Source organism: Faecalibacterium sp. Marseille-Q4164 (genome assembly GCF_017377545.1).
Lineage (GTDB): Bacteria > Bacillota > Clostridia > Oscillospirales > Ruminococcaceae > Faecalibacterium > Faecalibacterium duncaniae.
Genome location: NZ_JAFREJ010000002.1, coordinates 188,007 through 200,134 on the forward strand (window position 1 = coordinate 188,007; position 12,128 = coordinate 200,134).

The 12,128-nt window shown below is 52.4% G+C and carries 10 protein-coding genes and 1 pseudogene; all 11 read left to right on the forward strand.

Features of this window, described 5'->3' with window-relative positions:
• Window positions 1-23: 23 nt before the first annotated feature.
• Window positions 24-514: pseudogene (locus tag J3352_RS03985) on the forward strand (phosphoglucosamine mutase); the annotation flags it as partial.
• Between the two features lie 86 nt (window positions 515-600).
• Window positions 601-936 carry a hypothetical protein gene (locus J3352_RS03990; protein WP_154276672.1) on the forward strand — a complete coding sequence of 112 codons (336 nt, stop codon included), beginning with the start codon at window positions 601-603 and terminating at the stop codon, window positions 934-936.
• 827 nt (window positions 937-1,763) lie between these two features.
• Complete coding sequence (locus J3352_RS03995) at window positions 1,764-3,215, forward strand: sugar transferase (RefSeq protein ID WP_156065545.1); 1,452 nt, start codon at window positions 1,764-1,766, stop codon at window positions 3,213-3,215.
• Window positions 3,212-4,216 (forward strand): NAD(P)-dependent oxidoreductase, encoded by a 1,005-nt coding sequence (locus tag J3352_RS04000; protein WP_156065542.1) that lies wholly within the window; start codon window positions 3,212-3,214, stop codon window positions 4,214-4,216. The genes J3352_RS03995 and J3352_RS04000 overlap by 4 nt, the downstream gene beginning before the upstream one ends.
• 2 nt (window positions 4,217-4,218) lie before the next feature.
• Window positions 4,219-5,322, forward strand: coding sequence for a glycosyltransferase family 1 protein (locus tag J3352_RS04005; RefSeq protein ID WP_197036514.1), 1,104 nt, complete (start codon window positions 4,219-4,221; stop codon window positions 5,320-5,322).
• Between the two features lie 9 nt (window positions 5,323-5,331).
• On the forward strand, window positions 5,332-6,306 hold the full coding sequence (locus tag J3352_RS04010; RefSeq protein ID WP_156065538.1) for a glycosyltransferase: 975 nt from the start codon (window positions 5,332-5,334) through the stop codon (window positions 6,304-6,306).
• Between the two features lie 15 nt (window positions 6,307-6,321).
• Window positions 6,322-7,320, forward strand: coding sequence for a glycosyltransferase family 2 protein (locus tag J3352_RS04015; RefSeq protein WP_197036513.1), 999 nt, complete (start codon window positions 6,322-6,324; stop codon window positions 7,318-7,320).
• A 12-nt stretch (window positions 7,321-7,332) separates the two neighbouring features.
• Window positions 7,333-8,481, forward strand: a complete 1,149-nt coding sequence (locus J3352_RS04020) for an EpsG family protein (protein WP_156064163.1) — start codon at window positions 7,333-7,335, stop codon at window positions 8,479-8,481.
• 11 nt (window positions 8,482-8,492) lie between these two features.
• Window positions 8,493-9,449, forward strand: a complete 957-nt coding sequence (locus tag J3352_RS04025; RefSeq protein WP_156065534.1) for a glycosyltransferase — start codon at window positions 8,493-8,495, stop codon at window positions 9,447-9,449.
• A 13-nt stretch (window positions 9,450-9,462) separates the two neighbouring features.
• On the forward strand, window positions 9,463-10,422 hold the full coding sequence (locus J3352_RS04030; protein ID WP_156065532.1) for a glycosyltransferase: 960 nt from the start codon (window positions 9,463-9,465) through the stop codon (window positions 10,420-10,422).
• A gap of 12 nt (window positions 10,423-10,434) precedes the next feature.
• Window positions 10,435-11,883 carry a flippase gene (locus J3352_RS04035; RefSeq protein ID WP_156065530.1) on the forward strand — a complete coding sequence of 483 codons (1,449 nt, stop codon included), beginning with the start codon at window positions 10,435-10,437 and terminating at the stop codon, window positions 11,881-11,883.
• Window positions 11,884-12,128 lie beyond the last annotated feature (245 nt).

Below are 12,128 nucleotides of genomic sequence, written 5' to 3' on the forward strand. Positions count from 1 at the left end.
GGCTTGACAGAAATGTGCTGCGAAGTTGCTTTGGCCGGTACAAGGCCTTTGACGAGCAGGGCATCGGCTACGCCAAGACTGCCGTGGGCGACAAGTATGTCTACGAGTATATGGCCAAGAACGGCTGCCGCATCGGCGGTGAGCAGAGCGGCCACATCATCTTCTCCAAGTACGCCAGCACCGGTGACGGCATCCTGACCAGCCTGAAGATGATGGAGGTCATGCTGGCCAAGAAGAAGCCTCTGAGTGTGCTGGCCGCCCCGCTGAAGATCTACCCGCAAGTTCTGGAAAATGTTCGAGTGACCGATAAGAAAGCCGCACAGGATGATGAGGCAGTGCAGGCAGCAGTCAAGGCTGTGCTGAAGCACTTGGTAACACTAGTCGTATTCTGGTGCGCGAGTCTGGTACGGAGCCTCTGGTGCGCGTGATGGTGGAAGCCCCTGACCATGTTACCTGTCAGAAGTATGTCTCTCAGGTCGTGGAGGCCATCAAGGGCAAGGGTTACGCCGTCTAACGCAAGTTATGCCGATATATATTTCTTGCCATCCAATATTTGTAATGCTATACTTATGTTATAAATACTGAATGGAGGTGTCCCCTATGCCCCGTCCCAAAGGAAGCAAGAACAAGCCTAGGAACGTAAAAGCAACCGTTGACTTTGCCGCACAGATCACTGAAAAGCAGGCTGCAAAGGAAGCCGCTACCGCCGAAATTGCATCCATCACCGCTAATATCGATGCGCTGAAAGCTGACCTGAAAACCAAGAAGGCAGCGCTGAAATCTATCGATAAGGAAATCGCCAGAATCGAGGCTAAAAAGATCAAAGCTGAAACCAAAGCAGCGGAATCCGCAAAGAAAGCTGAAGCTGAGGATGTGCTGAAGAAGCTGCTGGCATCCGGTATGACGGCAGATGAGATCCTCGCAAAGCTGAAATAAATATTTTAGAGCCGTGTGGATCAGTCGGAGCGTAGAGTTATAGCTCTGGCAGTTCACGCGGTTTTCTTATATAAATGGCAATTGGTGTGACTCGGAACGAATAGAACTGTTTCATATCGAACAAGATGGCTACATTTCCCACATCATGGCTCAAAATCACGTCCGGAGAAATTTCAGTTAATCAGCAGGAACATGTTGGCAATCTAGCTGTCATAGAGCTTCTGAGGAGAGTGCCTGGGAGAGCTGCTGCCCCGGCGGAAGCCCTAGGTTTCAGGCGCTCGAACCGTGGAATGACGTAAAAATATACGTTAGAATCTGAAAAATGCAGGCTATAAGTGAAACGGATCAAATCCTTGCAAATGACGCTGAAACGTGATATAATTGTGGTACGAACAAACCGGTTTTGGTACGACAACGGTATGTTCTGGTACTGTAACTGTTGTTACGAAACTGTGAAGAACTACTCGGAAAAGTGCAAAAATTCAGCGTAGCTGCGACGACACCTATCAGGTTCAGGTCGTGTCCTGGTACGACAACGAGAACTCCTACACCTCTCAGATGGTCCGTACCATTAAGTACTTCGCTGAGAACTGCTGATCGGAGTTTCTCCTGAGCTGAATAAAGCTTGACTGCGCCCTTTCTCTTGTGTGATGCGAGAGAAAGGGCGCTTTTTGCTGACCATTTTGGGCGCGATAAGGCGCTTTTGTAAAATGGCACAACACATTTGTAGTGATCCGACAAAAGCAGCACGTATTCGATCTCCATCTATTGCAACCCTTCTCCCGATATGATAAAATGGTAAAAATAAATGGAGACAACGAAACAGTATGATTACGAAACGTGAAAAACTGCAGTATGGATACCTGTTTCTGATTGATCTGCTCTCTCTGGCTCTCAGCATCGGGCTGGCGTGGGGGCTGACCGCAGGTGTTCTGCACAAGATGGGGGACTTCCAGCTGGACGATCTGGTAGAAGCCTGTTTTTTATTGCTGCTGGCCTATATTCTGACTTTTTTTACATTTGATCAGAGCGAAAATATCGTGAACCGCACTCCGATTCGTGAAGTTGAAATTGCGGTGCGGTTCAATTTTTTGCTGACTCTCATTGATGCGGCCTGTCTGGCGCTGACCAAGGCTTCCATGCTGCATTCCCGCTATTTTCTGGTGTTTGTGCCCGTCATCGATGTCTTTGTGATGACGGGCGCTCATGCTGTCCTCAAAAAGATGCTGATGCGCTCCCGCTATACCAAGGGGATTCAGAGCCTTGTGGGGGTGGTGACTACGCAGGAGAACGCAAGCCCCATTCTGGAAGAGCTGAAAAAGGACTGGTCCAAGCGTGTGACCGGCCTTGCCATTCTGGAAGCTGCCCCGGAGCAGCTTCACACTGAGATCGATGGGGTGAAGATCGAGGCGAACTTCGATAATTTCATGGACTGGCTGCGGCAGGCAGCGCTGGATGAAGTGTATCTGGATGTGGCGCAGGAGAGTGAGGAGAACATGCTGCCCTATCTCGAGGAGATGGAGAGCATGGGGCTGACGGTCCATTTCCGCCTGCCGGTGCTGGACCGGATCGAAAAAGCCTGCTGCGATGAGACCAGTGCGGTGCGCATCAGCCGGGAACTGAGCCGCTGTGCGGGCGGCAATGTTGTGACGATGGGCACGGTGGAACTCAAGCTGCGGGATCAGGTGCTGAAGCGGGCCATGGATATCGTAGGCGGCATCGTGGGGTGCATCATCAGTATCCCCATCATTGCGTTGGTGGCCATCCCGCTCAAGCTGGAAAGCCCCGGCCCGCTGATCTTCAAGCAGCGCCGGGTGGGCCGGAATGGACGGGTGTTCTACATCCACAAGTTGCGCAGCATGTATGTGGACGCGGAAGCACGCAAAAAGGAGCTGATGGCCCAGAACGAAATGAACGGCCTGATGTTCAAGATGGAGGATGACCCCCGGATCACCCGAGTGGGCCGCTTCATCCGTCGCACCAGCATCGATGAGCTGCCGCAGTTTTTTGACGTTGTGCGGGGCTCCATGAGCCTGGTGGGTACCCGCCCGCCCACGCTGGATGAGTACCGGCAGTACGAGAGCCATCACAAGCGCCGCCTTTCCATGAAGCCGGGAATTACCGGCCTGTGGCAGGTAAGCGGCCGCAGCGATATTGATGATTTTGAAGAAGTGGTCAAGCTGGATGTCCAGTACATCGACAACTGGTCCATCTGGATGGATATCTACCTGCTGTTCAGGACGGTGGGCGTTGTGTTTGACCGGAAAGGGGCAAAATGAATTATATTCTTTTTGGTGGATCTGGTTTTATCGGCACCCATCTCATTCATTTGCTGCTGAAGGAGTGCGTCAGACCCGGCGACGTGATCTACGACCTGGATCTTGTGATGCCTGGGGAAGAGGGCGTGGTGCCGGGCATTGTGGAAAAGAACGATGGGGTGCAGTATATCCGGCTGGATGTGCGCAAGCCCATCGATTTTGAGTTCGTTCCGACCCCGGAGGATGTGATCTTTGATCTGGCAGCGGTCCACCGCACCCCCGGCCACCCGGAAGAAGCCTATTTTGAAACAAATATCCGGGGCGCGGAAAATGTGACCGCATTTGCGGAAAAATACGGCATCCGGAAGATCCTGTTCACCAGCTCCATTGCACCCTATGGTGCGTCTGAGGACCTTAAGACGGAGGAGACTCTGCCGACGCCCAACACGCCGTATGGGATCAGCAAGCTGGTGGCAGAAAAAATCCACCAGATCTGGCAGGCCCGTGATCCGGCCCGGGAGCTGACCATCGTGCGGCCAGGCATCGTTTATGGCAAAGGGGAGCACGGCAACATGACCCGCCTGTACAGGGGGCAGAAGAAGGGCTACTTTTTTTATGCCGGCCGGAAGGACACCATCAAGGCGTGCATCTATGTCAAGGAGCTGGTGCGCTTCTTCAAGTACCGGATGCTGGAACATTCTTTCCCCGGAGCAGAGATCTATAACTGTACTTACGAGCCGGCTTATACCATTGAAGAAATCTGCAATGCGATGCAGAAGGCGACCGGCCTGCACCGCCATGTGCCGTTGGTGCCCGCCGGACTGCTGCTGTTTGCAGCGGGCATTCTGGGACCCATCGGGGGCAAAAAGGTGGGTATCCATCCCGCCCGTGTCCGGAAGCTGATGGTATCCACCAATGTCTGCGGCAGAAAGCTGACCGCCACTGATTACAAGTTCCACTATACGCTGGAGGAGAGCTTTCGGGACTGGTTCGAGGATTGTGACCGCAAGGAGCTGGTATGACCATGGAGCAGAATGCACAGCCCATCCGTGTGGCCCAGATGATGACGGATATGAACTACGGCGGTGTGGAGATGGTGGTGATGAACTACTACCGCCACATGGACCGTTCCAGAGTTCAGTTTGATTTTTTTGCGCTGGAAGGCTCGACTCTGCCCCAGCGGGAAGAGATCGAACGGCTGGGCGGCCGGGTGTATGTGGTGCCAAAATATACCCACCTGCCGCAGTATGAACGGGAGATCGGGCGGCTGTTCCGTCAGAACGGATACCAGATCGTTCACTCCCACATGAACACCCTGAGCGTGCTTTCCCTCTGGGGGGCAAAGCGTGCAGGGGTGCCCAACCGGATCGCGCATAACCATTCTACGGTGGGCAGGGGAGAAGGGGCAAAAAATGTGATGAAGTACCTGCTCCGTCCCTTTGCCGCAGTGTACCCCACCCGGCTCTGTGCCTGCTCCAGAACGGCAGGCAGCTGGCTTTATGGTGAAAAGCCTTTCCGGGTGTTCAACAATGCCATTGAGCTCGACCGCTTTACTTATGATGCCGCCAAACGGAAAGCCGTCCGGCAGGAGCTTGGCCTGGGGGATGAACTGGTGCTGGGCCATGTCGGACGGTTCTGCTATGCCAAAAATCACGAATTTTTGCTGGATGTAATGGCGGAGGTCTGCAAGCAACGGCCGGATGCCGTTTTACTGCTGATTGGAGAAGGGGAAAACGAGGCCGCTGCCCGCCGGAAAGCGGAGGCACTGGGGCTGCAGGAGAATGTCCGCTTTCTGGGCCGACAAAGCGATCCCGCAAAGTTTTATCAGGCCATGGATGCCTTTGTTCTGCCCTCGCGGTATGAGGGGCTTGGGATCGTGCTGATCGAAGCACAAGCGGCGGCATTGCCGGTCATCTGTTCCACAGAGGTGCCGCAGGAGGCTCAGGTCCTGCCCGAGATGCAGTACCTGAGCTTGCAGGAAAGCCCGGCAGTCTGGGCGGATGCGGCGATCCGGGCTGCAGAAAATGCCCGGCGGCGGGATACCTCTGTCGAGATGCGGGCAGGCGGCTTTGATATCGTCACCGAGGCGAAGAAGCTGGAAGAGTTTTACTTCGACCTGCTGAAATGAGGAGATAAGATGGACCCTTTGGTAAGCATCATCGTTCCTGTTTATAATGTAAAGCCATATCTGAACCGCTGTGTGGACAGTCTATTGGGGCAGAGCTATCAGAACATGGAGCTGCTGCTGGTGAACGACGGCTCCACCGATGGCAGCGAGGTCCTCTGTGATGAATATGCTGCACAGGATGCCCGGGTGCGGGTGCTCCACAAGAAAAATGGTGGTCTGTCCGATGCCCGCAACGCTGGTGTGGACGCGGCAGCGGGGGAATACCTCTCTTTTGTGGATGGCGATGACTGGGTGTCACCTTATTACATCGAGAACCTGTACCGGGCACTGGAGCAGGCGGGAGCGGATTTTTCAGCCAGCTGTTTTGAAGAGGTGTTCGAGGGCCAGCCGGTGCAGTCCGTGCCCACAGAGCGTCTGGAAGCATTCGAGATCCTGAGCCGGGAGGAATGCCTGCGCCGCATCCTGTATCAGGAGGGCATGGAGGTGACCACCCCCACCAAGCTCTATAAGCGTGCACTGTTTGAGGGCGTGCGCTACCCGGTGGGCAAGCTCTATGAGGATATCCCGGTCGCCTACGAGGTGACAAAGCGTGCCCATAAGGTGGCACATATCGCAAACCGGGATTACTACTATTTCCAGCGGGGCAGCAGTATCCAAAATATGGCCTTCAACCCCAGAAAGCTGGATAGTGTGCGGCACTGCCACGCGCTGATGGAAAATGTGAAGCGTGATTTCCCCCGGCTGAGCCGTGCAGCGGAGTGCCGCTATCTGAGCAATGTCTGCAATATCCTGTTCCAGATTCAGGACAGGCAGCATGAAAAAATAGAGAAGGCCCTCTGGCAGGAAGTGAAAAAATACCGCCGGAACGTTCTGCTGGACCCGCAGGCCCGCAAAAAGGCCCGGCTGGCGGCGGCGCTTTCCTACAGCGGCTATGCCATGACCCGACGGGTCTATGAAAAAACGCAGTGGCGTGGAAAAAAGTAAGGTGGAGGGATCCGGTTGGAGGAAAGAAAACCGCTTGTATCGGTCATTGTGCCGGTCTATAATGTTTATCCGTATCTGCGGGACTGTGTGCAGAGCGTGCAGGCGCAGAGTTACCAGAATTGGGAGCTGCTTTTGGTAGATGACGGCTCAACCGATGGCAGCGGGGAACTTTGTGATGAACTGGCTGTGGAGGATGGCCGCATCCGGGTGTTCCATAAGCCCAATGGGGGGCAGTCTGATGCCCGGAACGTTGGGTTGCAACAGACGCAGGGAAAATATTTTTACCTGCTGGACAGCGATGACCTGATCCGCTCCACAGCGTTTGACCAATTTGTGGAGCGCTGTGAGGCAGATGGTGCTGATGCAGCCCTGACCCCGCTGGAGATGTTCTCGACAGAGCAGCCGGAGGGACGGACGGAAAATCCGCTCCAGATCCCAGAGCTGCTGAACCGGGAAGAGACCATGCGCCGGATGCTGCTGCATCAGGGCATCGGGCATGGAGCAGGCGGCGTTTTCTTCCGGCGGGAGGTTTGGGGAGATTTGCAGTTCCCCGTTGGCATCCTGTACGAGGACTATGCGGTGATGTATCGGGCCATTGCCCGCTGTGCAAAAGTGGAAGTGTTTCCGGAACCGATGTACGATTACCGCATCCATACCGGTTCGACCATGAAGAGCGGCATTGCCGAGAAGAATCTGGTCATTCTGGATGTGGGCGAAGACGTGACCCGCTTTATTGCGGAAACGGTCCCTGTGCTGAAAGCAGAAGCGGAATATCTGCAGCTGGTTACTTACCTGAAGACACTGAAAGGCATTCTGGATGGCGATTTTGCCAGCTATCCGGAGGCTCAGGCACGGATCTGCCGCTTTGTGCAGGAACACCGGGCGCTTGCCCGGCGGCCCTGGGCCAAAAGAGCAGACCGGATCAAGGTGGAAACACTTTTGATCAGCAAGCGGCTGTTTTATGCCGTTTATGGGCTGGGAGAATGGAAAAATAAACACACAGTCGAAAAATAAAATGGAGAAGTTATGCTGATTTATCTGGGGGCTTTTGCGGTTTCTGTGGGCATTGCCGCCTATGGCGAGCACCTGCGGACGAAGAAAAACAACGAGAAGGGCTTTTATCTCTGCCTGGCGCTGGCGGTGCTGGTGATGGCGGTATTGGCAGGCTTGCGGGACCCGTCCATTGGCACGGACAGCGTGGTGTATGAGGGATGGGTGGCGGATGCAAAGCTGCAGGATGGTTTGTTGGCCTGCATCCGGCAGCGGCACAAAACAGAGCCGCTGTTTATGACGCTGGTCTATCTGGCGGCACATGTTTTTGGTGATGTCCATTGGCTCTACTTTATGGTGGACCTGCTGGCCTGCGGCCTGTTTATGATCGGGCTGGTGCAGTATAAGGAGTATGTCTCCGTGCCCTATGGCTGGCTGGCTTACCTCTGCCTGTATTATGGCGATACTTATAATGCCGAGCGGCAGTCTGTGGCGCTGGGTGTGGCATTTTTGGCGTTCAGCTTTGCGTGGAAGAAAAAGTATCACTGGGCGGTCCTACTGCTGGCGGTCTCCTGCCTGTTCCACAATGCCACCTTTATTTCGTTTGGTGCGCTGCTGATCTATATCCTGCTTCAGCATTTCGACAACTGGTGGGTCAAGGGTGGCCTGGCGGCATTTTCGGTCTACCTTGCCTTCTTCAGCAAGGCTGTGGTCAGGCTGGCCCTGAATGTGGACTTCATTGATCGACTTTACGGATATTATTATGATGCCAATGCGGGCGGCTTCACGCTGAATCCCATCATTGTGCGTCTGCCTTTTCTGATCCTGCCCATTGTGCTGTACCGCTGGTACGCAAAAGAGGAAGGGGAGGGCCGCCGCCGCTTTACCCGCTCGGATGCTGATTTCTGGATCGTGATGATCCTGATCGAGATGGCAACGGCCCAGCTGCGCAACATCAATGTGCCGCTCTACCGCATCTGCCTGTATTTTGCGTTCTTCCGTTATCTCGCCATTGGCCGTGTGGTCAAGTGCGTGGAGGATGAGCGTCTGCGCAAGCTGCTGAAGGCTGCCATGTGGGGAATGCTGGTCATCATCTGGATCTATCAGGCGTATATTCAGGGCAACAATGCCATTTGCCCGTACACCTCGGAGATCCTCCACATTGGCAGAGAAACATTCTTCTGAGGGAACAGAACATGGAGACAGAGCTGATCAGTGTCATTGTTCCGGTCTACAATGTGGAGCGATATCTCCGCCGCTGCGTGGACAGCATCCTGCACCAGACCTATCAGGATCTTGAGATCCTGCTGGTGGATGATGGTTCCACCGATGCCAGCGGAGCCATCTGCGACGAATATGCCGCACAGGAAGAACGTGTAACAGCAGTCCACCAGAAAAACGGGGGACTCTCTGCAGCGCGCAACGCGGGGCTCGAACGGGCACAGGGAACGTATCTCTGCTTTGTGGACAGTGATGACTTTCTGAACAGCCGGATGCTGGAAACGCTTTGCCGTGACCTGCAGGAACAGGATGCGGACGTGGCTGTGGTGGGCTTCCGGATGTTTGAACGGGAGGAAGAGCTTGCCCCGGCTGAACTCGCCGTACCGGTGCAGTGTATGACAGGCCGGGAGGCCATCCGCAGCACCCTTGTCTCGGATGAGCTGGGGGATTTTGCCTGGAACAAGCTCTACAAGCGGGAGCTGTTCCGGGATATCCGCTATCCGCTGGGGCGGATGATGGAAGATCAGGGTACGACATACCGCATTTTTCAGCAGTGCAGCAAGGTCGTATACCGCCCGGTGCCGCTGTATTATTACTATCAGCGCCCGGACAGCATCCTTCACCGCAGGAACATGAAGTTCTATGAGGATAAGCTGGATATGGGCTATCAGAAATATCGGGCCATCCGGGAAGCATACCCGGGAATGCCGGAGAATGATGCTGCCATGCTGAGCGTGGTGGAGCACTGCTATCCGTATCTGATGCAGGACACGGTGCGCCGCGCAAAGATGGAGGCCTTTCTGCAGGAGTGTGACCCGGCGGCGGCAAAGCTGCTCTGCACCAGCAGCCAGCGGAAGTATCAGCTGCTCAGATGCAGCCGGAGGCTGTATGCAAAACTGTTCCTGCTGAAAAACGGCCCGGCGGCAAAATAAGGGAGGAAAATTTGTGCTGAACGATACCGTCAGTATCATTGTGCCGATCTATAACAAGGAAAAGTATCTGGAAAAATGTCTGGACAGCATCCTTGGTCAGACCTATCGGGATCTGGAGATCATTCTGGTGGATGATGAGTCAACAGACAACTCCCTTGCCATCTGCCAGCGTTACGCGGAAAAAGATCTGCGGATCAAGATATACCACAAGCCAAACGGTGGTGTTTCCTCTGCGCGAAACTTGGGATTGGAAAAAAGTACAGGAAAGTATATTTCATTTGTTGATCCAGATGATTTTATTCATTCGGAATTTATAGAACGGCTGGAAATGATGTTGGTGCAATCGGACGCGGAAATTGCATACTGTAAAATGCTGGATGTTTGGGAAGGCAGTGACGTAGAACATATTCCCAAAATTACAGATAAAGTTTGCATATTGGATGCAAGACGGTACGATTGGTTTACACCAGCAGCGCATAAAGTCGCCTGCGGCGCAGTATACCGAAAAAGCTGTGTGAAGGATATTCGATTTTCTGATGACCTGTATATTGGAGAAGATACTCTTTTCTTAGCAGAATGCATCAAAAAAGCATCTAAGATTGTTCGTTCGGAAAGTGAATTATACTATTACTACCGCAATGATCAGTCGGTAACGCTGTGCGATTATTTTACTGGAAAATTAACAGAAATGATGGCGTGGGAGCGAATTGTTGTATTGTATGAGAATGAATCACTTGTACAGAAGACTGCAAAAGCGGGATATTCACAGGTTTGTCGTGAGTTGGTGGTTAAATATGGAAAGAGTGCACACTTTATGGAAGAAGGTTATCCGAAAGCAAAAACAGGGTTTTACAGATGGGCAAAGGAAATGATGCAACAGCAACTTCAGGAAAAGAGATATTTTTACTGGCTTAAAACCATGTATTCGTATTTCTTCTGGGACGCATGGGTAAAGAAAAAACAGGGTGAGTGAAAGTATCTAGTTATGAAGAAATCGCTTACATTAAATGCAATAATGAGTGGAATCAAGACGATTCTACAAATCATCTTTCCACTGATTACATTCCCGTACATATCTAACATTCTACAAGTAAACAATTTGGGCAAAGTGAACTTTGCCAGCTCCGTCTGCGGGTATTTTCTGCTGTTTGCAGGCCTTGGCATCTCCTCCTATGCGGTGCGTGAGGGGTCCCGCTATGTGAACGACCGGGAAAAACTGTCGGCTTTTGCATCGGAGATGTTCTCCATCAATATGATCTCCACGGCCCTGACCTATGCGGCATTGGCTGTGACGATGCTCTTCTGGACAAAGCTCCATGCCTATACCGACCTGATGCTGGTGCTGAGTTTACAGATCCTCTTTACGACCATCGGTACCGAATGGGTGTTCACGATCTTTGAGGAGTATACCTATATCACAGTTAGAGGTATTATTTTTCAGATAATATCAATTCTGATGATGTTCGCATTTGTTAAAACGCAGGACGATTACTGTATTTACACAGGAATTACGGTGTTTGCCGCAGCAGGTGCGAATATATTGAACTTCTTTCGAGCTAGGAAATATTGCACGATTCGACTGACAGCAAAAATAGACTGGAAAAAGCATTTAAAACCAATACTTCTGATTTTTGCATCGAGCTTTGCAATTACGATTTATGTAAATTCAGATGTGACAATTCTCGGAGTTTTAACTTCAGACTATCATGTGGGAATTTACACCGTTGCAATGAAGATATATACGATGGTAAAATCGGTTCTGGCATCTATTCTTTTAGTATCTGTTCCGAGGCTGTCTCGTTATGCGGGAATGCAGGATAGGCTGAATTTTGAAAGACTTTTTAATAAAGTATTTGGGGCAATGGTATTAACCGTTCTTCCGGCTGTAGTGGGATTGTTTGAACTAAGTCAAGAGGTCGTTCTTTTTATCTCAAGCGAAAGCTATCTGGAAGCAGCTGTGCCACTTCGCATTTTGAGTATAGCACTGGTAGCAAGTTTATTTGGGTGGCTCTATAATACTTGTGTTTTGGTGCCATGGAAAAGAGAAGGTCAATTTTTGATAGCAACGCTTGTGAGTGCAATTCTGAACGTGGGGCTGAACATCCTGCTCATCCCGCGGTTCCGGGAGAATGCGGCAGCCTTTACCACCCTGCTGGCAGAGCTGTGCTCCATGATGCTCTGTATCCGCTGCTCCAGGGGCCTGGTCACGGTTTCAGCTGACCGGCGCACCGTTGGCTCGGTGCTCTGCGGCTGTGTGGGCATCGTTCTTGTCTGTACCGGGGTCAAGGCACTGGCTCTGTCCAATCTCATCTGCATTCTGGCGGCGGTGCTGGGCTCAGTGGCTGCATACGCGGTCATCCTGCTGGGCATGAAAAATCCGCTGGTGCTGGAATATCTGGAAAAAGCGAAGCAGAAGTTCCGGAAAACATCCTGAATGGACAGGACCCGCTGCGGGGGCGAACACTCCCTGCGGCGGGTCTTTTTCAGAAAAAACGGCGTTTTTTGGTGCGTTCCGGCAAAATCACCACATTTCTTTGCTTCTGCAACAAATGTTTGTTAATAAATTATCCATCCCCTGTCCTTGCAATACACACGCTTTTTGTTTATAATAAGGATGTACGGGGAAGTTCGCAGTGCGCGGCCCCCGATGAAGAGCAAAATTCGATTCCGAACGAAAAG

Bases quoted from the DNA above. Each gene is read 5' to 3' on its own strand.
- J3352_RS04005 (WP_197036514.1), top strand. From the start codon at position 4,219: ATGGAGCAGAATGCACAGCCCATCCGTGTGGCCCAGATGATGACGGAT.
- J3352_RS04035 (WP_156065530.1), top strand. From the start codon at position 10,435: ATGAAGAAATCGCTTACATTAAATGCAATAATGAGTGGAATCAAGACG.
- J3352_RS04025 (WP_156065534.1), top strand. From the start codon at position 8,493: ATGGAGACAGAGCTGATCAGTGTCATTGTTCCGGTCTACAATGTGGAG.
- J3352_RS04020 (WP_156064163.1), top strand. From the start codon at position 7,333: ATGCTGATTTATCTGGGGGCTTTTGCGGTTTCTGTGGGCATTGCCGCC.
- J3352_RS04010 (WP_156065538.1), top strand. From the start codon at position 5,332: ATGGACCCTTTGGTAAGCATCATCGTTCCTGTTTATAATGTAAAGCCA.
- J3352_RS04000 (WP_156065542.1), top strand. From the start codon at position 3,212: ATGAATTATATTCTTTTTGGTGGATCTGGTTTTATCGGCACCCATCTC.
- J3352_RS03995 (WP_156065545.1), top strand. From the start codon at position 1,764: ATGATTACGAAACGTGAAAAACTGCAGTATGGATACCTGTTTCTGATT.
- J3352_RS03990 (WP_154276672.1), top strand. From the start codon at position 601: ATGCCCCGTCCCAAAGGAAGCAAGAACAAGCCTAGGAACGTAAAAGCA.